Annotated in this window: 17 protein-coding genes and 3 pseudogenes; 9 read left to right on the top strand and 11 right to left on the bottom strand. The window is 58.3% G+C overall.

Annotation, left to right across the window (positions count from 1 at the left end; translation table 11 throughout):
* Positions 1 to 152 precede the first annotated feature (152 nt).
* The 3 genes from GKZ67_RS06860 to GKZ67_RS06850 all read right to left on the bottom strand — a co-directional run bounded on the left by GKZ67_RS06860 (position 153) and on the right by GKZ67_RS06850 (position 2224).
* The gene (locus GKZ67_RS06860) at positions 153 to 662 is read right to left on the bottom strand and encodes a hypothetical protein (protein WP_173241685.1); all 510 of its coding nucleotides are present in this window, start codon (positions 660 to 662) and stop codon (positions 153 to 155) included.
* A 360-nt stretch (positions 663 to 1022) separates the two neighbouring features.
* A complete protein-coding gene (locus GKZ67_RS06855; protein ID WP_173241684.1) occupies positions 1023 to 1526 on the bottom strand; it encodes a carboxypeptidase-like regulatory domain-containing protein in 504 nt (167 codons plus the stop codon).
* Between the two features lie 518 nt (positions 1527 to 2044).
* Complete coding sequence (locus GKZ67_RS06850; RefSeq protein ID WP_173241683.1) at positions 2045 to 2224, bottom strand: hypothetical protein; 180 nt, start codon at positions 2222 to 2224, stop codon at positions 2045 to 2047.
* Positions 2225 to 2685: 461 nt separating this feature from the next.
* Between GKZ67_RS06850 and GKZ67_RS06845 the strand changes: the two genes are divergently transcribed.
* Positions 2686 to 3405 (top strand): porin family protein, encoded by a 720-nt coding sequence (locus tag GKZ67_RS06845; protein ID WP_173241682.1) that lies wholly within the window; start codon positions 2686 to 2688, stop codon positions 3403 to 3405.
* Positions 3406 to 3549: 144 nt separating this feature from the next.
* Positions 3550 to 3762: a hypothetical protein gene (locus GKZ67_RS06840; protein WP_173241681.1), complete on the top strand. Its 213-nt coding sequence runs from the start codon at positions 3550 to 3552 to the stop codon at positions 3760 to 3762.
* Positions 3763 to 4097: 335 nt separating this feature from the next.
* Here GKZ67_RS06840 and GKZ67_RS06835 read toward each other — a convergent pair.
* Positions 4098 to 6283: pseudogene (locus GKZ67_RS06835) on the bottom strand (glutamine synthetase III).
* A gap of 254 nt (positions 6284 to 6537) precedes the next feature.
* On the opposite strand from GKZ67_RS06835, the gene GKZ67_RS06830 reads away from it, so the two are divergent.
* The 3 genes from GKZ67_RS06830 (at position 6538) to mtaB (ending at position 9813) form a co-directional block, all read left to right on the top strand.
* Complete coding sequence (locus GKZ67_RS06830) at positions 6538 to 7713, top strand: LTA synthase family protein (protein ID WP_173241680.1); 1176 nt, start codon at positions 6538 to 6540, stop codon at positions 7711 to 7713.
* A 37-nt stretch (positions 7714 to 7750) separates the two neighbouring features.
* Positions 7751 to 8407: an LTA synthase family protein gene (locus GKZ67_RS06825; protein ID WP_173241679.1), complete on the top strand. Its 657-nt coding sequence runs from the start codon at positions 7751 to 7753 to the stop codon at positions 8405 to 8407.
* A 65-nt stretch (positions 8408 to 8472) separates the two neighbouring features.
* A complete protein-coding gene (mtaB, locus tag GKZ67_RS06820) occupies positions 8473 to 9813 on the top strand; it encodes a tRNA (N(6)-L-threonylcarbamoyladenosine(37)-C(2))-methylthiotransferase MtaB (RefSeq protein WP_173241678.1) in 1341 nt (446 codons plus the stop codon).
* Positions 9814 to 9830: 17 nt separating this feature from the next.
* On the opposite strand, the gene GKZ67_RS06815 is transcribed toward mtaB, so the two are convergent.
* Positions 9831 to 10427: a helix-turn-helix transcriptional regulator gene (locus tag GKZ67_RS06815; RefSeq protein WP_173241677.1), complete on the bottom strand. Its 597-nt coding sequence runs from the start codon at positions 10425 to 10427 to the stop codon at positions 9831 to 9833.
* Between the two features lie 178 nt (positions 10428 to 10605).
* Positions 10606 to 11853, bottom strand: coding sequence for an ABC transporter permease (locus tag GKZ67_RS06810; RefSeq protein WP_151088399.1), 1248 nt, complete (start codon positions 11851 to 11853; stop codon positions 10606 to 10608).
* A 184-nt stretch (positions 11854 to 12037) separates the two neighbouring features.
* On the opposite strand from GKZ67_RS06810, the gene GKZ67_RS06805 reads away from it, so the two are divergent.
* Positions 12038 to 13303 carry an asparagine synthetase B gene (locus tag GKZ67_RS06805; RefSeq protein WP_173241676.1) on the top strand — a complete coding sequence of 422 codons (1266 nt, stop codon included), beginning with the start codon at positions 12038 to 12040 and terminating at the stop codon, positions 13301 to 13303.
* A gap of 86 nt (positions 13304 to 13389) precedes the next feature.
* Here GKZ67_RS06805 and GKZ67_RS06800 read toward each other — a convergent pair whose 3' ends face one another.
* Entirely contained in the window at positions 13390 to 14958 is a 1569-nt protein-coding gene (locus GKZ67_RS06800; protein ID WP_173241675.1) for a PglZ domain-containing protein, read from the bottom strand.
* Positions 14959 to 15181: 223 nt separating this feature from the next.
* Between GKZ67_RS06800 and GKZ67_RS06795 the strand changes: the two are divergent.
* Positions 15182 to 16410 (top strand): annotated as a pseudogene (locus GKZ67_RS06795) (HD domain-containing protein).
* A 160-nt stretch (positions 16411 to 16570) separates the two neighbouring features.
* Here GKZ67_RS06795 and dnaA read toward each other — a convergent pair.
* The 4 genes and pseudogenes from dnaA to GKZ67_RS06775 all read right to left on the bottom strand — a co-directional run bounded on the left by dnaA (position 16571) and on the right by GKZ67_RS06775 (position 21307).
* Positions 16571 to 18102: pseudogene (dnaA, locus tag GKZ67_RS06790) on the bottom strand (chromosomal replication initiator protein DnaA).
* A gap of 152 nt (positions 18103 to 18254) precedes the next feature.
* Complete coding sequence (locus tag GKZ67_RS06785; protein WP_173241674.1) at positions 18255 to 19181, bottom strand: bifunctional metallophosphatase/5'-nucleotidase; 927 nt, start codon at positions 19179 to 19181, stop codon at positions 18255 to 18257.
* Between the two features lie 92 nt (positions 19182 to 19273).
* Entirely contained in the window at positions 19274 to 20044 is a 771-nt protein-coding gene (locus tag GKZ67_RS06780) for a 5'-nucleotidase C-terminal domain-containing protein (protein WP_254245106.1), read from the bottom strand.
* 30 nt (positions 20045 to 20074) lie between these two features.
* Positions 20075 to 21307, bottom strand: coding sequence for a porin family protein (locus GKZ67_RS06775; RefSeq protein ID WP_173241673.1), 1233 nt, complete (start codon positions 21305 to 21307; stop codon positions 20075 to 20077).
* 212 nt (positions 21308 to 21519) lie between these two features.
* Here GKZ67_RS06775 and GKZ67_RS06770 point away from each other — a divergent pair, with 212 nt between their 5' ends.
* Positions 21520 to 23331 carry a methylmalonyl-CoA mutase family protein gene (locus tag GKZ67_RS06770; RefSeq protein ID WP_173241672.1) on the top strand — a complete coding sequence of 604 codons (1812 nt, stop codon included), beginning with the start codon at positions 21520 to 21522 and terminating at the stop codon, positions 23329 to 23331.
* Between the two features lie 48 nt (positions 23332 to 23379).
* Positions 23380 to 23718, top strand: coding sequence for a hypothetical protein (locus GKZ67_RS06765; RefSeq protein WP_173241671.1), 339 nt, complete (start codon positions 23380 to 23382; stop codon positions 23716 to 23718).
* Positions 23719 to 23752: the final 34 nt, after the last annotated feature.

Here is a 23752-nt window from a genome sequence, read left to right as displayed (position 1 = left end):
ACCCTTTGTCCTTGGGACAGCTTATAGACTTACCCTGGTCGTTACGAAGCCAATCTTGTACGGGCACCTGGGTGCTACCACATACTCATACGTATTTTTCTGGAAGACCTATTTTTGGCTTGACAGGCTAAGCCGGGCCTGCCGAACGGTTACTAAGCCGGCAGCGCCGGGAACCATGCTCCTGGTTCTGCGTGGGGACGCGTGCGCTGGTCCACCCACCGCCAGGCCGAGAGGAGCGAGTAAAATACCCGGAATTCGAATTGTTGGTCCAGCAGAGATATTATCAGCGTGTTGGCATAGGGCATGGTCATCCTGGCATCGAATAGCGTGACGATACCGCGCAGGTTGGGACACTGGGATTGGATGCCCGGCACCCACTCGTACTCCAGCCAGGGACGAGCGCTGTCCTCGCCCCACTCGCCGGTCGAGCCGCGCAAATCGTGGAACAGCACCCGTGGCTGCCAGTGCTGGTTGAGCCGCAGGCCAGTGTGGGCCGCGCGGACCAACTCATCGCCCGTGACATGGCCGTGCCAGCGGACGTAGAGCACCTGCGGGCCGGGAAACCAAGTGTAATCAGCCACCGCCGCGCCGTATGAGTCATAGGTAGTATGGACATGACGGGCCTGCGGGTGCGTCAACGTCGGGCGGCGGGAAAGCGACATAAGTTCTTGTAAATGTAGCAATAACCTACACGAACGAAGATAATACAAATCTTTATTGGTGCACTTTCACGTATGATTGCCTCGCAGCTCATTACCAAAGCTTAGGCAATAATTAAGAATTCAACAAACGGATTCCAAGTTTAACGTTCAGCAAACGCGTGTAGAGATGAGTTCTGTGAACTCCTCGTACCATCTAACAAACGGTCAGAAAAAAAGCCCCGAAAACCTGCGTTTTCGGGGCTTCTACGTGGGGGTGGGTAGCCCTACAATAAACAGCTCATTATTGGAGGGCTACTTTCTACATCTACCAAGACCAAGAAGCCTGCACTGGGTGTTGCGCTTCAGGATTCTTTAGCGAGTTTATTGACCAAGCGTAATTTGTAACGGAGTGAACTGGCTGGCGGGCACCTCCACCCGGCTGCTTCCCTCTCCGAAGTATTCCACCCACAAGGAGGCAGCGGTGCCCTTAGCTACATGCAACTCAAAGTGTCCTTGTGCATCGGTTACGACAAGTTGGCGTGGGGCACCAGCCGGGTAGACACTGGCGCCGGGCAGCGGCTGCCCATCTGCCTTCAGAACGACGCCCAACAGGAGTTTCGTTTGCGGGACAAGCTTGAGCACGGCCGGAGTGGGCACCTCTACCGCCGGCGCGGGCAGAGTGGTTACGACTGGCTTCTTGAGGCCAATTTCCATCGTGTTGACTGCAAGAACTTTGGGCCAGAAGGCGACCGCAAGGGAACGAATGACCACTAAGCGGGTAGCTGGTCCTTTGAAGGAGTTCGAGGCCAAAGCCGGGCTGCTTATAATCAGCAGAAAAGCGAGTAAAGTGACTGCGGAGAGGCGGAGAGTAGTAGTGAGGTTCATAGCAGAGCAAAAAACGTAAAAAGTGAAGGAGGTTTCTGGGTAGTTAGCGAACCACATCACACTTTGGCATTTAGGCAATAGTAAGTTGCCTAAAATAAAGTTACCATCACTTTTTAGTGCTCAACCATTACCTAGCTGAACTCACTGATTTTGAATGTGGGAAACAGCTGGTACTATCCCAGATTTTTTTAGCGCTTTTATTTTGGCGGGCTCGTACTGCGAATCGTCGAGTTTTGCTTGACCGTGGCCAGGGTGCTCAGAGCCGCCTGGGTGTACTGCAAATTGCTCACTACCCGCAGCTCGCGCTGCCACTGCTCGACGCCGGCCAGGCGGCCGCTATCTCGCGCAGCAGCTCGTGCAAATCGCTCAGGCAGTACTTGGCAGGAGCAGGTCGGGGGTGGTGCTGATGTGCATCGAAAAGAAGAGATTAGGTGGAGGCAGCATGGAATAGGCACGGGCAAGCCCGCCACTCGCCATAAAGACGGGTTTGGCAGCGGGTGCCGGGTAGCGCAGTAGAATTAGAAGCTCTTCAGGGCTCTGCTTTCGCTGACGGTAATGCCGATGCGGCCCCGGTTATTGACGAGCTGGTTGAAGCGCGTGGCTCTCGTGCCCCACTGCTCCAGTAGCTCGTCGGTCGGACGCACAGTTTCTAGGCCAATGGCCGAGAAGATTTCCCGAAGGCGGTTCGTAGGTCCCATCACTCTACAGCTTTATTTTGAAAAACACTAGGCTATATTAGATATTTAGCCTAGTATTTTTGATATTTACGGCAGTAACGACGCGAAGCCAAAGAAAATTGAGTCAACGAAGCTGTTTAGGAAGTTTTCAAAATTACGTTATCTGTCATGCTCATCTGGCGTTCTGTTTTATTTTTCGGGTACTTCCTAAACAGCTTCATTAACTCATGAGCATCGTAGCCAGCGTTCCAATGAGGAGAAATCTTGAGTCAAAGATTATTAATCAGCTGGCTGAACGGACTTCAACCAAGCTGGCACCAGCAACACCTAAAAAGTTAAAGTTGATAAATCGCAGGCAGCTTCTTAAGACCTAGCCGCCGCGCTCGCTGCCTGTCAGCGCGAGTGGCCCTAGCCCATGCCCTCGTAGCGGCGAAAGACGAAATCATTACCCTGCTGCGCGCCAGCTCCACCCGCCCGAACTGATGAAACTGCATCAATTTCTACTTCCGGGCCTGCTACTGCTGGCAGGCGCTGCGCAGGCTCAGAATACGTTTAGCATCGGCCCAGTGCTGGGTGGTAACCTCGCCACGCAGCACATCGCCGCTGATAACGCCCCCAGCCTCCACTACCACCTTGATTGGCTGGCTGGCGCGCAAGCCAACCTGAGTTGGGGCAAGTTCGCCGTGCAGCCCGCTTTGTTACTTTCGCAGAAAGGCTACAAGCATGATGTTGACATTTATTATCGGGACGGCCAGAACCTCCCGACTGGCCCTGTTACCATCCACCACAACCTTCGGTTGAGCTACCTCACGCTGCCGGTCAACTTCGCTTATGCGCCGCTGGGTGCCAAAACCGGCCCCCAGCTTTTTGCTGGCCCTTACGTGAGTGTGTTACTCGGCGGCCGCGATGTGCATACCGATACAAGTAATCTACCGACTGACGCCACCGTGACCGACCGCCTCTTGGTGGCTGAGAGCATAGATATAAATTCAGGCCACACCGGCTTTCGCCGATTTGATGCGGGCCTGCAAGGTGGGGTCGGCTACCGCTACGAAGCCTTCCTGTTACAGGCAAGCTATAGCCTGGGCCTGCGGACGACGATACCAACTTACACCGATAATGGCGCGCCACCTACTGACGCAAACTTTTATAACCGTGCTTTCCAACTATCCCTGGCTTACCTGTTTGGCGGCGCTAAGTAAAGCTGCTGCGTGATAGCTGGTGGCTCGAGCGCGACCTAGCCGGCCAGGAGGCGCTGATTGCCGCCAAAGACGAAATGCTCAACCTGCTGCCCGCCAGCTACAACCAGCCTAACTAAGTTTCTCCCTAATAAGCTACCCTAACTCATGAAAACGCCTACCCTCTTCCTCGCCCTGGGCTCGTTGCTCAGCGCCGCCCACGCTCAGCAAACCCCTGCCGCCTCACACAAAACGGCCGACCAAGGCGCCGCCCCCTATGAAGGCCCCAAAGTGGTGAAGGACAGCAAAGCCCTAGGCAAGAAAATGGTGCAAAAAAGCAAGCCCACCGATATGCATATGCCGATACCGGTAAAGAAGTAGCTCGAAAACTGCCCCCATGTAGCCTTAGATGCTGGAGTTGCACCCGACCACCTCAACCTGGGCATCAACAAGCAGGAGCTGCTGAACAACTACCCGCAGACCGCCCGGCTCCTGCCCACGGCAGCCTAAAAACAGTGGCAGACTACCCTATTTTCTGACTGAAGCTGGCTGGAGCTGCTTGTGACAACCTGCGTTTTTAGCCCAGGGAGGGCAGTTTTAGCCCGTCAGAAACGGTTGGGCACAAAAAAAGGCCGCGCCACCCGGCACGACCCTTTCCAAACCCGGACGCAGCGAGAATTCCCACCCAGCGCTGGTCCGTGGCTCCAACCCCAGGGCTAGTGCCGGAACAACAGTTCGCGGTACTTCACCAGGGGCCAGTCCTCATCGGCCACAAGCAGTTCGAGCTTGTCGGTCGCGCGGCGGATAGCCGCGAATTTTTCTTTTACTTCATCGCAGTACGCTACGGCGCGCTCGCGGGCATCTTCAATGCGGTTGGCCACCTTGCGGGCTGCTACCATGGCATCGACCGTCGTCTTGATGGTCGAAACATAGCGCGAGATGGATTTAATCATCTCTACGGTTACTTCGCTGTTCTCATCAAGGCCCAGTTCCCGCAGGCCGCGCACGTTCTGCACCAGCTTGTTCTGGTACGCTAGGGCGGTCGGGATTACGTGGTTTACGGCCAAATCGCCGAGCACGCGGCTCTCAATCTGGATTTTTTTGGTATAGTCTTCCAGCAGGATTTCGTGGCGGGCGTGCAGCTCTACTTCCGAGAAGATGCCGTGGCGGGCAAACAGCTCGGCGGCGTCGGCGCGCACCAGGGCGTCGAGGGCCTGGGGCGTGGTAGCCACGTTGGCGAGGCCGCGGCGGGCGGCTTCTTCCTTCCACTCGTCCGAGTAGCCGTTGCCTTCAAAGCGAATGTTTTTCGATTCGATTACGTAGGCGCGCAGCACCTCCACAATAGCCACTTCCTTCTTTTTGCCCTGGGCAATCAGCTCATCTACTTTCTCTTTGAAGTCGATAAGCTGGTCGGCTACGATGGCATTGAGCACCGTCATGGCCGACGAGCAGTTGGCCGACGAGCCCACGGCGCGCAGCTCAAACTTATTGCCGGTGAAGGCAAACGGCGAGGTCCGGTTACGGTCGGTGTTGTCGAGCAGGATAGCCGGAATCTTGTCAATACCCAGTTTTAAATATATATTATCACCCTTATCAAGCGGCAGCTTGGCGGTGCGCTCCAGCTCGTCGAGCACGCCGTCGAGCATCGAGCCTAGGAACACCGACATGATGGCGGGCGGAGCCTCATTGGCCCCGAGGCGGTGGTCGTTGCTGGCCGAGGCAATGCTAGCGCGCAGCAAATCGCCGTAGCGGTGCACAGCCTTTACCGTCGTGATAAAAAACGCCAGAAACTGGAGGTTTTCCTTTGGGCGACGGCCGGGCGCCAGCAGGTTGACGCCGGTGTCGGTGCTCATGGCCCAGTTATTATGCTTACCCGAGCCATTGACGCCGGCATAGGGCTTCTCGTGTAGCAGCACTTTGAAGTTGTGTTTCAGGGCTACCCGGTCCATCACGTCCATCAACAGCTGGTTGTGGTCGATGGCCAGGTTGGCATCCTCAAAAGTAGGCGCGCACTCAAACTGATTGGGAGCCACCTCATTGTGACGCGTACGCAGCGGAATGCCGAGCGAGTTGGCTTCTTCCTCGAAGTCGAACATGAAGGCATGCACGCGGGCGGAATCGAGCCAAAGTAATGGTCTTCGAGCTGCTGGCCCTTGGCCGGCGCGTGGCCAAACAGCGTGCGGCCAGTCATCACCAGGTCGGGGCGGGCGTCGTAGAGTGCCTTGTCGACCAGGAAATACTCCTGCTCGATGCCAAGCGTGGTATTCACGCGCTGAACATCCTTATCGAAATATTGACATACATCAACGGCAGCCTTTTCGAGCACGGCCAGCGACTTCAGCAACGGGGCTTTGTAGTCGAGCGCCTCGCCGGTGTAAGCCACGAAAATAGTGGGGATGCACAGCGTTTTGGCACCTACTGTTTCGATAATGAACGCGGGCGAGGTAGGGTCCCAGGCAGTGTAGCCGCGGGCCTCGAAGGTGTTGCGGATGCCGCCGTTGGGGAACGACGAGGCATCGGGCTCCTGCTGCACCAGCGCCGAGCCTTTGAAGTTCTCAATCGGCCGGCCATCGGAATTCAGGTCGAAGAACGAGTCGTGCTTTTCGGCGGTAGCACCCGTGAGGGGCTGAAACCAGTGCGTGTAGTGCGTAGCACCTTTGGCCATGGCCCAGGTTTTCATGGCTGCCGCTACGGCGTCGGCTACCGAGCGCTCGACAGGCGAACCGTGCTTCACGGCTGCCTGCAGCTTTTTAAAGTACTCGCCGGGCATGTTTGCCCGCATTGCTTCCAGGTTGAACACGTTCTGCCCAAACGAGTCGGAGCGGCGGGCGGCCAGGGGCTTTACCGTTAGCGGCTGGCGCTGGTCAACGAGTTCGAGGGCTTTAAAGCGGAGAATGGCCATGAATAAAAGGTGGGTATCTGATTTCAAGGCAAAAATACGACTTACCTGCCAATTTTACGTAGTGACCCCCAAATTTCCGAATGGTTTGCCGTTGAAATGCCCGATAAAGTCGGCCAAGGGGTATAAAATTTATCCCTAAGACTATCAGAATCTTTCCTCCGGATTAGTTTAAAATTACTAGCTGCCAGCCATAACCGCTACTTCCTAGGCCACCAGATTTTCCTCAGACCTTCACACTAGCTTAATTTTGGGCTGTGAGAAAATTTTGGCAGGCAAAAAGTCGTTTTGAGTTTCACCCACGCTATTTCTTGTTCTGGGTACTGTTTTTTGAGTTCGGGCGGGCTATTTTTCTCGTTTACTACGGAGCGCAGGCCAGGCTATTACCCCTGGCTGCATTGCTAGGTGCCTTTGGCTATGGCCTGCTGCTCGATGCGGCGATGGCCGCCTATCTGTGCCTACTGCCCTTTCTGCTCTTCGTGGGAGGCAGCCTGGCGGGGCCGCGCTGGCCCTGGCACCGACTGGTAAATGGCTATTCGGCAGTAATGGGCGCGGTGCTGGCGCTGCTCTTGCTGGCCGACCTGGGATTGTATCACGCCTGGGGCTTCCGGCTCGACGCCACCATTCTGCCTTACCTGACTTCGCCCAGAGAAGTAATGGCTTCGGCCGGCAGCACGCCATTGGGCGGCCTGCTGCTGGCCCTGGCAGCCGTTATGCTGGCCGGCACGGCACTTTATCGGGTGCTGGTAAGCCGGCTGCCGGCCCTGCCCGCGGGCTTTGGGCGGGCGCGCGCGGCGCTGGCCGGCCTGCTTTATAGTATCCTGCTGATACCCTTGCTGCGCGGGGGCGTGCAGCAGATTCCGGTTAACCAGAGCGACGTTTATTTCTCCACGTATCCATTTGCCAACCACGCGGCCATCAACCCGGCCTGGAATCTGGCCGATACGGCGCTCCGCCTTAGCAGCGATGCCGCGCCGCAGCCGCACTTTATGGCCGACAGCACTGCCCGTCGGCTGGTAGCGGAGCTGTATCAGCCGCAGGACAGCTCTCAGACCTTGGCGCTGCTCACGGAGCCCCGCCCCAATGTGCTGTTTATTATTCTGGAAAGCTTCACCGCCAAGCTGGTTGGCTGCGTGGGTGGTGAGGCGGGCATCACCCCCAACCTCGACAGCCTGGCCAGGGAAAGCGTGCTGTTTACTGACATTTACGCGGCCGGCGACCGCAGCCAGAAGGGACTGGTGGCCCTGCTTTCGGGCTATCCTAACCAATCGACTACCAGCATTATCAATTACCTGCCCAAAACCGAGCACCTGCCTCACCTGCGCCGCTCGCTGGGGCGGCGGGCTATTCGTCGGCTTACTACTACGGCGGCGAGCTGGCTTTTGCCAACATGCGCAGCTACCTGCGCACGGCGGGCTACGAGCGGCTTATAGACCGTGATGATTTCGCAGCCAGCGACCAGAATTCGAAGTGGGGGCGCACGACCATGTGCTGTTCAACCGGATCCTGACCGACCTACCGCAGCAGCGAACCCCATTTTTTGTGACGGCCTTCACGCTGAGCAGCCACGAGCCGTTTGAGATTCCCATTCGCTCCGGGCTACAGGGAAACGACGAAACGGCGTTGTTTCGCAAGTCGGTCTGGTACACCGACTGGGCGCTGGGGCGCTTTCTCAGGCAGGCCCGGCAGCAGCCCTGGTGGGCCCATACACTGGTGGTGCTCTGCGCCGACCACGGCCACCCGCTGCCCGGCAACACCCCCTACAACGCGCCGGCTAAGTTTCATATTCCGCTGGTGCTGGCCGGCGGAGCGCTGCGCCCTGCCGTAAAAGGACAGGTAATTCGTACAATCGGCTCGCAAACGGATGTGGCCACTACCCTCTTGCGCCAGCTACACCTGCCCACGGCCGACTACCGCTGGGGACGCAACCTGCTGGCCCCGGTAGCCCTGCCCTTCGCTTATTGCTGCTACACCGATGGCCTGGCCGCCGTGGGGCCGGCCGGCGCGGTCACCTACGATAATGAGGCCAAATCCGTAACGCATCGCGCCAGGGGGGTGCCCGATAGCCAGCTGCGGCGGGGCCAGGCTTACGAGCAGGAGTCGATGCGCGATTTCAGCCAGCGCTAGGCCAGGGCGGCAGCCGGCCCCACCTGGGCCGGGCCGAAGCGCCGGAGTTGTAACTTTGCGGGCTCATGACACCACAAACCGTTGCCTTTTATACGCTGGGCTGCAAGCTCAATTTCTCCGAGTCGTCGGCCCTGGGCCGGCAGTTTGAGGAGCGGGGCGTGCGCCGCGTCGAGTTTGAGCAGGGCGCTGATGTTTACGTCGTAAACACCTGTTCCGTGACCGACCATGCCGACCGCAAGTGCCGGCGGGTGGTGCAGCAGGCGCTCAAGCACAACCCCCAGGCTTTCGTGGCCATTGTAGGCTGCTATGCCCAGCTCAAGCCTCAGGAAATAGCTAAAATCCCGGGCGTAGGCGCAGTTCTTGGCGCGGCCGAGAAGTTTCGGCTGGCTGAGATTATTGCCGGCCTGGAACTTCCCGAGCCGGGCGCAGCCACTGGGCCGGGCCGCGTATTCGCCTCTCCCATCAGCGAAGCGCACGAGTTTCACCCGGCGCAGTCGCTGGGCGAGCGCACCCGCACGTTTCTCAAAGTACAGGATGGCTGCGACTACTCCTGCTCATTTTGCACTATTCCGCTGGCGCGAGGTGCCAGCCGCTCGGGCAGTATCGCCTCGGTGGTCGAGCGCGTGCAGACGCTGGCGACGCAGGGCGTACAGGAAATAGTGCTAACGGGCGTGAACCTGGGCGATTTTGGCATTCAGGGGCCCGGACGCGAGCGGACCGAGAATTTTACTCAATTAGTTCAAGCTCTTGACCAGGTGGCGGGCATTCGGCGCTTCCGCATCAGCTCGTGCGAGCCCAACCTGCTCACCGATGAGATTATTCAGACGGTGGCAGCTTCGCGGCGCTTTATGCCCCACTTCCACCTGCCGCTGCAAAGCGGGTCCGATAAGATTCTGGGTCTCATGCGTCGCCGCTACCGCCGGGCCCTCTACGCCGAGCGCGTGGCTCGCATCCGGGAGCTGATGCCTCACGCTGGTATCGGGGTCGACGTAATAGTGGGCTTTCCGGGCGAAACGGCGAGCGACTTTCAGGAAACATATAGCTTCCTGAATGAACTACCCGTCAGCTACCTGCACGTTTTTCCGTACTCGGAGCGGCCCAATACGCTGGCGCCCACCCTACCCGGCCGGGTGCCCGAGCGCGTGCGCACCGAGCGCACCACCCAGCTGCGCGGCCTCTCGGAAAAGAAAAAGCGTTTTTTTTACGAGCAGCACGTTGGCTTCGAAACCGAAGTATTGTTTGAAGATGATAGTACCGACGGCCGGGTGGAAGGCTACACGCCCAACTACATCCGGGTGGCGGCCAAATACGACCCGCTGCTGGTGGGTGAAATCCGGGCGCTCCGCCTCACCCAGGTCAACGCCCTGGGACTGATGGAGGCGGAGGAAGTAGGGCTGCTTGTCTGAACTGCTAAATCCGCGGTTCAGACAGCCCGTTGCAGCACGGCCACGAGCTGCTGCATAAGGGCTTGCTGCTCCAGCAAATGCTGATTGCGCTGCTCGGCCAGCGCCAACTGGTGCTGGAGGTGCTGGGTTTGCAGCGCCACCGCGAGGTAGTTGGCATCGGGCGAGGAAGGAGCAGCCGCACTAGCCAGCGCGGGAGCAGGCTGCACTGAGGCTCGCAATGGCTCGGACCGCTCAATAGGTACCGGCGTAGCAGCGACTACGGTCGGCGGTGCTGACGGGCTCACAACCGGCGCAACGGGTACTACCGGCACCTCTGCTACCGGCGCGGCAAATAAGCCAGCTATCGGTGGCATAACCACCGGGGTGGCTGGCGCCAGCGTCTCCTGTCCACTCATCATAGGTCCCTGGCCAAGCAGCAGCCAGTCTTTCGACACATTTGGGTAAGTTTCAAATACCTTACACAGCAGGTCGTAGCCGGGCTTATTCCGCTCATCTACCAAGTGTTGGATAACGGTGGCCGTCTTGTCTAGCGACTGCGCAAAGGCGTTTTTACTCAGCCCCAAATGCTGAATAAGTTGGGTAAAGCGTTGGCCGATGGATGCAGGAGCGGACATTTGCACAAATGAAAGGTTGCGCAAATGTATAAGCTTATCTGGTATCCCGCCTTCGCGAAGCAAGCCCGGCAACAGCCTGCCGCAATATTTCCCGGGGTTTTAAATCGGCGTAAGCAAACAAATAGTCGTCGGCCGGTGCCAGGTATCGGCCAGCAGCGAATATTTTACTACCTGAATATTACTCATACCGCAGGCTGTCAATCGGGTCGAGGGCTGCCGCTTTGCCCGCCGGGTACGAACCGGCCAGCAGGCCCACCGTTACGCAGATTGTCAGCCCCACTCCTACCCATAGCCAGGGCACCAGAAACGACTTGCTGCCCGCCAGCACAGCCACGCCATTGCCGGCCCCGATGCCCAGCATTATCCCCAGTGTGCCGCCCATTACGCAGATAACGATGGCCTCAATCAGGAATTGCAGGCGTATCTGGCGCGCCGTGGCTCCCAAGGCTTTGCGAATGCCGATTTCGCGGGTGCGCTCCGTTACCGACACCAGCATGATATTCATGAGCGCGATGCTGGCTCCGAGCAGCGCCAGAAAAGCTATCAGGCCACCGGCCAGGCGCATATTGCCGCTCAGCGAATCGAGGGTGCCGCTCAGCGAATCGGGGCTTTCAATCTCGAAGGAGTCTTCCTGCCCCAGGCGGTCGTTGCGCACGGCCCGCATCACGCCCGTGGCCTGGCTTTGCAAAAAGCCCAGGGAGCCCGCGCTGGGCGTGGCCGTTTTGATATCGTAGGTGAGCGCCCCGGTGCGGGGCAGCTGGTTGCCGGTTTCGAGCGGCACCAGCAGCAGGCGGTCGGCCCCGGAGCCGCCCATCGTGCTGCCGCTTTTTTCGAGCTGGCCCACCACCTGAAAGCGCTTGCCCAGCGCGTACACGTATTTGCCCACCGGGTTTACCTGCGGAAAGAGCTTGTCTTTCATTTCCTGGCCGATAATGGCCACGTTGGCCCCGGTATTCAGCTCCGACGGTGAAAAGGTGCGGCCCTGGGTGAGTGCGTAGCTCTGGATGCGCAGGTAGTTTTCATCGCCGGCAATCACCTGCATATTGGGGTTGGTTTTTTGGCCGTTGGCTTTGATTTCGGTGGCCCCGCTGATAAAGGCCGACAAGCCCACAATGGTACCGGGCTCGCGGCGGGTCAGCTCCTTTTTATAGAGCGTGGCCTGCAGGTAGCTGAGCGCTGGGTACTGCTTGCCCTGCACGCCGCCGCGCCGGAACCGATTACCATAGCCTTTAGCCTTGATTTCGAAGGCGTTGGCCCCGAGGCTGGCAAAGGTGTCGCCCAAGGAGTTGCGCATAGCGTCGATGGCCGTGAGAATGCCCACCAGCGCCATCAGCCCGATGCTCACGATGAGCGCCGTGAGGATGGTGCGCAGCAGATTGCCGGAGATAGAGCGCAGCGCCTCACGGATATTTTCCAGAAAAGTCATGGGATTGGGGTGAAAATGGCCAGCGATGTGAGAATGTGCGAAATTTTAATGGAAAGCTGAGCATGTAACCGTCATTTTCACATTTTACCCGTTTTTCACATTTCCCCATCAGAAAACCCGTACCTTGAACTACGGTTGCCACCGCCCCGTTTGGCGGTTAGCTCCTTAGTTAGCCCTCAAAAGTATGTTGCTGAAGCGTCTTGCCCTCTTGCTCGTGCTGCTGGCCCCGGCCCTGGCAGCCCGTGCCAACCACATTTTCATCCCAATGGATAACACCCAGAAAGAGCACCTCAAGGCTTACGGCCTGTGCTACTGGGCGTTGAGTAAGCAGATTGAGATTGACTGGCTGCTGAATTACCGGGGCGGCTCCTTCGCCTGCGAATCGCAGCCCAGCCTGGAAAATGAGTTGAACGTGCGCGGCATCACCTTCCAGGTTATCTCGGAGGCGCAGTACACCGGCATCCTGACCCAGATAGCCGACCCCAACGCCAATATGGATGTGATGAAGCTGGAGAAAGTACCCAAAATAGCAGTGTATACACCCAAAGGCAAGCAGCCCTGGGATGATGCCGTGACGATGGTGCTCACCTACGCCGAGATTCCGTACGACAAGATTTACGACGACGAGGTGCTCTCGGGCGTGCTGCCCAAGTACGACTGGCTGCACCTGCACCACGAGGATTTTACGGGCGAGTACGGCAAGTTTTACGCTGCCTACCGCTACGCGCCCTGGTACCAGCAGCAGGTGCGCGAGGCCGAGGCCGCTGCCAAGCGCAACAACTTCAAGAAAGTGAGCGAGATGAAGGCCGCCGAGGCCGTGAAGATGCAGGAGTTTATTGCCGGCGGCGGCTTTATGTTTGCCATGTGCTCGGCCACCGATAGCTACGATATTGCCCTGGCCGGCCTGGGCGTTGACATGGTGGCCGAGATGTACGACGGCGACCCGGCCGACCCCAATGCCCAGAGCAAGCTCAACTTCAACCGCACGCTGGCGTTCCAGAATTTTCAGCTCAAAACCAACCCGTTTGAGTACGAATACTCTAACATCGACATGCAGCCCAACGAGCGCGGCCTGTACGAGCAGAATGACTATTTTCAGCTCTTTACCTTCTCGGCCAAGTACGACCCGGTGCCGACCATGCTGACCCAGGACCACGAGAAAACCATCCACGGCTTCATGGGGCAGACGACGGCGTTCCGCAAAAGCCTCATCAAGCCCGATGTCATCATTATGGGCGAAACCAAGCAGGACGGCGAGGTACGCTACATGCACGGCACCCTCGGCAAAGGCACCTGGACGTTTTACGGCGGCCACGACCCCGAAGACTACCAGCACCTGGTGGGCGAAGAGCCCACCGACCTCTCGCTACACCCCAACTCGCCCGGCTACCGGCTGATTTTGAACAACGTACTGTTTCCGGCGGCCAAGAAAAAGAAGCAAAAAACCTAAGCGCAGGGTTACGCAGAGGGGGCAGAGTTTCGCAGAGTTTAGATGAACTACTCTGCGAAACTCTGCCCCTCTGCGTAACCCTGCGCTTATCCTTTAGCAGTCAGCGTAATATAGGGAATAATACATTCTTCCAGCGATACGCCACCGTGCTGGAACGTGTCCTTGTAGTAATTCACGTAGTAATTATAGTTATTCGGATAGGCGAAGAAATAGTCGCCGAGCGTGAACACATAAGCGGTGCTCACATTTTCGCGGGGCAGGAAAATGCTCTCCGGCTTGCGCACCACATAAATGTCGCGGCTTTCGTCGAAGCCCAGGTTGCGGCCGTGCTTGTAGCGCAGATTGGTGTTGGTATTGCGGTCGCCCACAATCTTATACGGGCGCTTTACCCGAATAGTACCGTGGTCGGTGGTGATGATGAGCTTGCCTTTTTTCTCGGCAATGGTTTGCAGCATCTCATACAGCGGCGAGTGCAGAAACCACGAGCGGGTGAGGCTGCGGTAGGCACTTTCATCGGCAGCGAGCTCGCGAATCATGGCCATATCGGTGCGGGCGTGCGAGAGCATGTCCACGAAGTTATAGACAATAACGTTGAGCTTATAGTTATTGTGCAGGTTGGCCATTTTACCCAGCAAGTCCTTGCCGGCCTGCAGGTTGGTTACCTTATTGTAGCTATGCTTGGCTTTCTGGTTGTTGCGCTGGAAGTTGATTTCCATGAACTCAGCCTCGTGCAGGTTTTTGCCTTCCTCGTCCTCGTCCCACACCCATAGGTTGGGGTATTTTTTCTGCACTTCACCGGGCATCATACCGGCAAATATAGAATTCCTTGCATATGCTGTCGTAGTAGGCAAGATGCTGTAGTACAGCTCTTCCGAATCGACGGTAAACAGCTCGGCGATAATTGGCTCCAGAATTTTCCACTGGTCGTAGCGCAGGTTGTCGATGAGCACGAAGTACACGGGCGTCTCGCCGGTCTGCTTCATCAGCGGGAAAACTTTCTCCTTGAAGAGCTGGTGCGACATGAGCGGCGCATCCTTGTCGCGGCCATTCACCCAGTCCTCGTAATTCTCAATAATGAAGCGGCCGAAGTAGTTGTTGGCCTCGTCCTTCTGCATGTTGAAGACTTCGGCCATGCTCTTGCCCTCGGTTTCGTTGATTTCCAACTCCCAGTACACGAGCTTTTTATACACATCGACCCACTCCGAAGGCGAGAGTCGGTCTGAAAGCTGCATCCCGAGCTGGCGAAAATCGCGCTGGTAGCCGGTATTGGTCGCCTCCGTTATTAAGCGCTTATTGTCCAGCACTTTCTTTACTGAAAGCAGAATCTGATTTGGGTTAACGGGCTTGATGAGGTAATCGGCGATTTTGGCCCCGATGGCCCCTTCCATAATATGCTCTTCCTCGCTTTTAGTAATCATCACGACGGGCACCGTGGGGCGCACCACCTTGATTTCGTTGAGGGTTTCGAGGCCGGTGAGGCCTGGCATGTTTTCGTCGAGAAATACTAGGTCGTAGGTATTTTCCTGCACTTCTTCCAGGGCATCGGCCCCGGAGTTGACGGGGGTAACGTCGTAGCCCTTCTCCTTTAAAAAGAGGATGTGCGGCTTCAGCAGGTCAATTTCGTCGTCGGCCCAAAGAATGGAGTAGCGTTGCATAGGCAAGGGCGCCGGGCGCTGGCGCGGCGGGAGGAAAGTAAATGGTAACAGTGGTAACGAACACGGCTGCTCCAATAGTATGCTGGAGGGCAGGGTCGCCGTAGCTTTACCGGAAAACCGGCGTTTAGGTTCGTACAAAGGCAAGTTAGTCGGCCGGTGGGCTGCAATCGTCGGCCAATCTGGCCGCACGAGCGTAGCTAAGCTCGAGCTTAGCGCTCTTACTATGAACAAGAAGAAGATTTTCAACGACCCGGTATATGGGTTCGTCACGGTGCCCACCGAGCTGCTGTTCGACCTTATTGAGCATCCGTACTTTCAGCGGCTGCGGCGCATTCAGCAGCTGGGGCTTACCAACTTTGTGTATCCGGGGGCGCTGCACACGCGCTTTCACCACGCGCTGGGGGCCATGCACCTGATGCAGCTGGCCCTGCGCACGCTAAAGGATAAGGGCGTGAAAATATCGGCGGCCGAGGGCGAAGCGGCCCAGATTGCCATTCTGCTGCACGACATTGGCCACGGGCCGCTGTCGCACGCCCTGGAAACGGCAATTTTTCAGGATATTCCGCACGAGCAGCTGTCACTCTACCTGATGGAGCGGCTCAACGAGCAGTTTCTGGGTAAGCTGAGCCTGGCAATGCAAATGTTTCAGGGCAGCTACGGGCGCGAGTTTTTTCATCAACTGGTTAGCTCGCAGCTCGATATGGACCGGCTCGACTACCTCAACCGCGACTCGTTCTACACCGGCGTGGCCGAGGGCCGGCCGGGTGCCGACCGTCTTATCAAGATGCTGCAAGTAGTAAACGAGCGCCTGGTGCTGGAAGAGAAAGCCGTGTACTCGGTCGAGAATTTTCTGGTGAGCCGCCGGCTGATGTACTGGCAAGTATATCTGCACAAAGCCGTTACGAGCGCCGAGCAAATGGTAATCCGCACCATGCAGCGGGCCCGCGACCTGGCGCGGGCCGGGGTAGCCGTGCCGGGCAGCAGCTGCCTTACCTACTTTCTGGGCCGCGCCGTTACGCTGGCCGAGTTTGAGCAGGATGCCAGCATTCTGGGCCGCTTTGTGCAACTCGACGACGTGGACATCTGGGCGGCCATCAAGGCCTGGGCCAGCCACGAGGACAAGGTGCTGAGCTTTCTGGCTCAAAGCCTGCTCAACCGCCAGCTCTTCAAAATCGTTATCAGCCCCGAGCCATATGACGATGATTTTCAGCTCGGTATTCTGGAGCTGATAACCGAGCACTTTAGCCTGCCCCCGCCGAGGCGCGCCAGCTAATGATAACCGGCCGCCTCAGCAACACCGCTTACGACCCAGCGAGCAACGAAACTATCAACATCCTGACCAAGCTCGGCAAAGTGGTCGATGTGATTGAAGCATCGGATTTACCTAATATTCGGGCCTTGAGCCAGAAAGTGCAGAAGTACTATATCTGCTACCCGAAGGAGATTTTGTAGGCACAAGAAGTTAGCAGGCTGCTTTTCGAAACAAACGTTATGCTGCGCTTGCCGAAGTATCTTGGTTGCTTCATCCATCGAACCTGCCAAGATGCTTCGGCAAGCGCAGCATGACGTTTGTTTATTAGTACGGGTAACTGCTCAATAAACCTTCCGTCTTCTACTTCTGCACGAATTTCTTGCGCAGCTCGGTTATCTGCTCCTTGAATTTCTTGTCCGAGTCGATGAGGTCGGACACCGTCTGCACCGAGTGGATGACCGTGGCGTGGTCGCGCCCCCGAAGTGGTAACCAATGGTTTTGAGCGAGTGACTGGTGTGCTCCTTGGTGAAGTACATGGCCACCTGCCGGGCCGTCACTATCTCTTTCTTGCGGGTTTTCTCTTTCAGCAAGCCCACTGCCACCCCGAAGTAGTCGGCCACGGTTTTCTGGATAAAATCGACATTGACCTCGGCTTCAACCTCCTCAATAATGTGGCGTAGCGCCTGCTTGGCCATTTCGAGGTCGATGTCACGGCGCGTCAACACGCTCTGGGCCAGCAAGGTAGTGAGTACGCCTTCCAGCTCACGCACGTTGGTAGGCACCGAATGGGCCAGGTACTCGACCACCTGCGGCGCGATTTCCATGCCGTCCTGCTGGGCCTTGTTCTGGATAATGGCGATGCGCGTCTCAAAGTCGGGGCTTTGCACGTCGGCCGTGAGGCCCCACTTAAAGCGCGACAACAGGCGGTCTTCCAGCCCGCTCAGCTCGCGTGGGGGGCGGTCGGAGGTCATCACAATTTGCCGGCCGCCCTGGTGCAAGTGGTTGAAGATGTGGAAGAACATCTCCTGCGTTTTGCCTTTATTGGCCAAAAACTGCACGTCGTCGAGAATAAGCACATCGACGAGCAGGTAGAAATTGGCAAAGTCCTGCACGGCATTGCGCTGCAGGCTTTCGATAAACTGGTTGGTAAACTTCTCGGCCGACACGTAGAGCACGAATTTCTCGGTATTCGTGGCCTTGATGTGGTTGCCGATGGCCTGCACGAGGTGCGTTTTGCCCAGGCCCACGCCACCGTACACCATCAGGGGATTGAAGGCGGTGGTACCGGGCTTGTTGGCCACGGCGAGCCCCGCTGAGCGCGCCAGTCGGTTGCAGTCGCCCTCCACGTAGTTCTCAAACGTGTAGGTAGTATTGAGCTGCGACGGCACAATGTTGCGGTCCATCGTTTTGGTCGCGTCAAAGGGGTTGCGCAGCGTGGTAGCCGCCAGCTGCGCTGCCGTGGCCGTGCCGCCACCGGGCACGAAGTGCCGGGTTGGCGGGGCCGAGCGGCTGGGTTGAATACCGCCGGGCGCGGTGCCGTAGTTGGGGCTGGGCCGGCCTTCCGGGGCGGGCGGGCCGTGGGCGGCCTTGCGAGCGGGCGGCAGGTGCATGGCTTTGGGCGGGGCCTGCGCGTTGCCCTGGTCTACTACCACGCTGTATTCAAGGCGGCCCTCAGGGCCCAGCTCCTGGTAGATGGCGCGCTTTAGCTCCTCTACGTAATGCTCTTCGAGAAACTCGTAGAAATAAACGCTGGGAACCTGAATAGTAAGCACCCGGCCTTGCAGCTCGACCGGCACCACGGGCTCAAACCACGTCCGGAAACTTTGCTCGCCCACCTCAGCGCGGATAACGCGCAGGCAACTGGCCCAGACGGTGCGGAAATCCTGCGACATGAGGTGAGAAAAAGCGAAACCAGACGAACGCCCGATGGCGAAAAAAAACCCTCCAAGTCGGGCCGGCTTAGTACCGGCCCGACTTGGGGGGACAAATTTGCGCATAAACCAGCAGACAAAAAAGCCGGCAAATGCTTGCTTATATCGGACGGCTAGCAGGTAGCGCTTACGGGTAGTACCAGCGCCCCGGTAGCCCGCACCGGTTGAGCTCCGCGCCGCAGCTCGTAATCAATACGGCCGAGGTTAATTCCGGACCAGCCCACCTGGTTTATAAGCGTTATGTGGCCATTGGGGCCGGTAATGGGCTCGGGAGCGGGCATAAAGGTGTGGGTGTGGCCGCCCAGAATGAGGTCGATGCCGCCCACCTGAGCCGCCAGCTTGCGGTCGTCAAGTTTTTCGCTCTCGTACTTATAGCCGAGGTGCGAGAGGCAGATAACCATGTCGCAGCGCTCGTGCTGGCGCAGCTGCTGCACCTGGGCTTTGGCCACGGCAACGGGGTCGAGGTACTGGGTGGTGCCGAAGTTTTTATCGGCCACCAGCCCTTTCAGCTCAATGCCCAGGCCAAACACGCCAATGCGGGCGCCGGCTTTCTCAAATACCTTGTAGGGCGCGAAGCGGCCAGCCAGCGGCGTGCCGCTGAAATCGTAGTTGGCAATGAGGAAAGGGAAGCCCGCGTTGGGCAGCTGCTTCTGCAAGCCCTCCAGGCCGTTGTCAAAATCGTGGTTGCCGAAGGTGGAGGCGTCGTACTTCATCCGGCTCATCAGCTTGTATTCCAGCTCGCCCAGAAAGAAGTTGAAATACGGCGTGCCCTGCCAGATGTCGCCCGAGTCGAGCAGCAGCACGTTGGGCTCCTGCCGGCGCACGCTGTCGATGAGCGCCTCGCGCCGGGCCATGCCGCCCAGTCCGGCCCACTGCGGGGCATTATCGGGAAAGGGTTCGATACGCGAGTGCATATCGTTGGTATGCAATATAACGAGCCGGGCGGGGCCGCTGGCGGCTTCCGCTACCAGGCTGGGGCCCAGCAGGCTCAGGCCCGCCGTGCTGAGCAAAGATTTCTGAAGAAAGTCGCGACGAATCATAACTCAGTTAGCAGTTGGCAATAAATGAATGCGCAGGCAACAAGCCGTAAGTATGCCAGGTGCAACAACTACCCCTGGCGAATCGCTCACTGTTAATTGCTTTTTACTCTTCCTTCGATAGTGGCCGTGACGGGCTGCCCGGCTTTGGTCAGCGCCCGAATATGGTCGGCAATGCAGGTGCGCAGCAACAGGCCGGTGTGGCGCAGGGTAGCCGCCTTCAGAAAGCTCATGTTGTCGCCGCCGCCGGCCAGGTAGTCCGAAACGGCAATAGTATACGTCTTATTCGGGTCAAACGGCTGGCCACCAATACGGATATCCTGGGGCTTCTTGTCGGGGCTCACGGTGTACGTAGCGCCCGAAACGGCCATTTTAATGGCCGCGGAATAGTCGAACAGCTGCTGCACCACCGGGCCGGGCGCATCGAGCACTACCAGCTCGTTCTCAAAAGGCATCAGCTCAAACACGTTGCCAAGTGTAATGGGCCCGGCGGGCAGCGGGGTGCGCATCCCGCCGTTGGTCATCACGCCCAGGTCAATCGTTTCGCCCTTGAAATACTGGCTGGCGGCGGTGCGCTGCAAGTCGGCCACGAAATTTACTAGGGTATTCTCGCCCGCATTTTTGGTAAGCGCTACCGGAGCCGAGCCTACTACTTCCTGCATCTGGCTGAGCACCTTATCGTGGTAGGGCTTGATGTAGTCGGCCGCACCGGCATCGGGCGCGATGCTATTGCCTATGGGCTGGCTGGTGCTGGGAGCCAGGTGGGCCGTAGCCTGGAGCGGGGCCCGCTGGCAAGCCGGGGCGAGCAGCATCCCACTGACGACCAGCAGTCCACGGCCGAAGACGAAGCGAAGAAAGAAAGACATGTGTTTTGTAGGCGCCGCCCCACCGTGGGGCTACCGGCTCGTTTGTTTGGTTAGGCTAAAGGAGAATTGTGCGTAGAGGTGAGTAACGCGACTGCTGATATTGTTAGAATTTATCCAGCCCGTGTCTGCTTCGTAGCGGACCAGCACCGCCGCCGGGTGGTTTTTGACCAGGTCGAATTCCAGACCCAGGCCACCGACCAACCCCTCCTGAAAGTGTCGGTAGTCGTCGCCGAGGTAGCTGGCAGTCCCGACACCCGACGTGGTAGCGGTGGTTTGCAGTCGCAGCGCATAGCCCAGCGTGCCGCCCAGCTCCAGGAACGGACGAACCAGGGCGGCGCGTTTCAACGTGTAGCGCAGCAGCACCGGCAGCTTCAGGTAACTAAAATCAGCCTGGTAGTTGGCGTTATACACGTAGCCATTCCCCGAGCTGGAGGCGTAGCTATTCGTCCCCGTATAGTGCTGCGTTTGATAGAGCAGCTCTAGCTCCAGCGTTAGTTGGCGGCTCAGGCTCGTCAGGGGCAGACCCAGTGCCAGCCCGCCGGTTAGCCCGCTGCTACTGCCAAAATCAACGTTGTAATTACTCACATCGCTGGAAGTACGCATCGTCGCGTTTTGATACCCTAGCACCAGCCCAAGCTGCGCTCTCAGCTTAGCAGCAGTCGCTCGAATGGAGTAAGCATCGCCCGGCTGACCTTGGCACTTATTGTAAGCCGCCACGGCCTGCGCCAAGGCAACGACAGTGTAGGGCAGCCGTGGCAGCAGCACCTGGGCTTGTAAGCAACCAGCCAGCGCCTGCGCCAGCGTTTGGCGGTAGATGCTCTTTGTTTCTTCGTATTTGCGCTTAAAACCATTTTCTTCCAGCTCCACCTGCTCCTGCTTTTGCACCAATTCGGTCAGCGGGAAGCTTGCCGTGGCAATGTAGTAGTGCGCAGCATCATCGCGCCAGCTATAAAAGCTAGCCGGGCCACTGACTTCCACCTGCATAAAAGCCGTGGGCGCGCTGCCGGCCGCCGCGCCGGGCAGGGCCAGGGCACGGTAGTGTAGCCCGGCGGCCGGGATTCCGTAGGCCCGCAACTGCGCCGGCCCGTAAGTGGTTACCTCAGCCGTGGGCGCGGGCCGGAACCGGCACTGCCGCCCGGCCAGGCGCAGGTCGCGCAAATCCACCTCGCCGCGCACCGTGTCGCCCGCGGGCCGCACCAGGTAGCCGGGCCGGAAGCTGCCCTGCGCCCGGCCGGTCAGCGGCCGCCCGGCGGTGAGTAACAAGAAAAAAAGAAGCAGGTAGCGAAGGGGCATAAGCATGGCGCTTGCTGGGAAACAGCTCCACAAAAATACGGGTAGAAATAACGTAGCAGCTCGGGAGCTACCGCCGTGGCCCCGGTGGCCGGGCGCGGGCGGGCCGAGCGATGACCGTTGGCTACGGTATCTTGCGGGCCGCTCAGCACCCGGCCGGCCGGTTCCGGGGCTCCCTATTCGTTATGCCCGACGCCTCTCCTTCTCCCACCTCGCCCGTTTCTTTTTCCGAGTTTGCCCCCGTCAGCACCGCTCAGTGGCAGGCGCAACTAACCCGCGAGCTGAAAGGCACCGACCCGGCCAGCCTGCGCTGGACGCTACCCGATGGCCTGGTAGCCGAGCCCTTTTACCACCGCGAGGCCCTGACGGCGCTGGGTGGGCCCCCGCCTCCGCTGCCGCCCCGCCCCGCCCCCTGCCGCAACGTGATAGCGCTGTCCGTACCGACCGGTGCCGATGGCCGCCTGCAAATTGAGCAGGGAGCCGATGCGCTGGCCCGCGGGGCCGATGGCCTGCATTTCGTAGTGAAGGGCGACCCCATGACCTTCGCCGTGGCCGAGCTGGCCGAGCGCTTGCCGCTGGCCAGCACCTGGCTGGGCTTTACGGTGCTCCAGGGTCCCGAGCAGCTGCTCGAAAGACTGAGCCTGGCCAGCAACGGGCAGCCGCTTCAGGGGTTTTTGCGCTTTACGCCACCAGCCGGGCCCGAGGGGGCCGAGCTGCCGATGTACCGGAGTACCCTGCGCGCCTGCCTGCTGCGCGCCCAAAGCTGGCCGGCATTTGCAGTGCTCTCCGTCAACGGGGCGTACTTTGGCAACAGAGGGGGCACGCTTACCCAGCAGCTGGCTTACAGCCTCAACACCGCCGTAACGCTACTGACCGAGCTACCCGATGAGGCCAGCGGCATTTCGGTGGCGCTGGTGGCGCGGGCCATTCACCTCGATTTTGCCGTGGGGCCAAGCTACTTTCCCGAAATTGCGCGGCTGCGGGCAGCCCGGCGGCTGTGGAGTACGCTGCTCCACGCCTTTGGCCTGCCCGCCACGGGAGCGGCCACGCTGCCCATTCATGCTACTACCTCAACCTGGGCGCAAACGACCCTCGACCCGCACACCAACCTGCTGCGACACACCACGGAAGCTATGAGCGCCTTGCTCGGCGGGGCCGACACGATTCAGGTGGCAGCCTTCGATTGCCTCTACCAGGCTCCCAACGAGTTTAGCGCCCGCCTGGCCCGCAACCTGCCGGTTATCCTGCGCCAGGAAGCTCACCTCGACTGGGTAGCCGACCCGGCGGCCGGCTCCTACTTTATCGAAACACTGACCGACGAGCTGGCCCGTGCCGCCTGGCTGGAGTTTCAGTCGCTTGAAGCACAAGGCGGTATGCTTGAGGCCCGCAGTCGGGCCCTCGAAGCCGTGAGCCAGGCCGGACTGGAAAAGTTTAAGCGGATTGCCGCCGGCCAGGATGTGGTGGTTGGGACCAACCGGTTTCAGAATCCTCAGGAAAAGTTTGAGTACCAGCCCAAGCAGCTGCTACGCTCGCGCGAGTTCGATACCACTCGGGCGACGTATCCGAGTGAGGTGCTACGCCTCGCTACGGCCCTACACTTCGAGCGACGTGCCAACCAGGATAAGCTGGCGGCCCTTGTGCTGCTGGGTGGTATTCAGGTAAACGAAGATATTGCAGCCGCCTTTCGGCAGATGCTGCACCCCCATGAGCAGCCAGCTACCAGCCCAGCCACCGCGCTGACTATTGACCCCGATTCTTACTCCGTATTATTTTCAACACCCGAGGAAGCTACGCTTATGTACGCCAGCCCCACCCAGTTTGAGCACCTGGCACGGGTGGTGCAGCAGGTGGCAGCAGGCCATGTCTTTGAGATTCCCTCGCTGGTCACCTCCGACCTGGCTACCCTGCTCGAAGCCGTGCGGGTCTTCAACTTCAAGGAATTTGTGGTCGAAGGCCACCGTACCGAGGAGGTGCTGGCCCGGCTGCAAGGCCGGTAGATTTTCGAGTAATTATGAATATTTTTTGACCAATAAGCACTTACCTCTGTGTTCAAACAAAAAGTTCTGAAAACCCCAATTAAGGATTTTCAGCTTGGAAATAATCTGGATGGTTACAGAAGAGATAAGCCACTAACCAAAGAGGATATAAAAGTCATTATTCAAGACAAACCTATTCAATTTATTATTGCTGATGTTGGGCATGAATTAGAAATAATTTCTAGCGACCAATGCTTTAATTTTTGGAAATATGAGGTTAAAAAGCACTTAGCAGACGCGTCAAAGCGTAATCGTCTGGAAGATTATCCTGATGAGTATCTTTATTTCGCCAGCAAATGGATAGCAGAGGATTCAAGTCCTATTATTTTGCTTGAGAAGCAGCATTAACTGAGCTGAATCTTTTCGGATAACCTATATTTAA

It is taken from the genome of Hymenobacter sp. BRD67, from assembly GCF_013256425.1.
Taxonomy (GTDB): domain Bacteria; phylum Bacteroidota; class Bacteroidia; order Cytophagales; family Hymenobacteraceae; genus Hymenobacter.
Note: the sequence above shows the minus strand (reverse complement) of the source record. Positions and strands in the feature narration are given on the sequence as shown.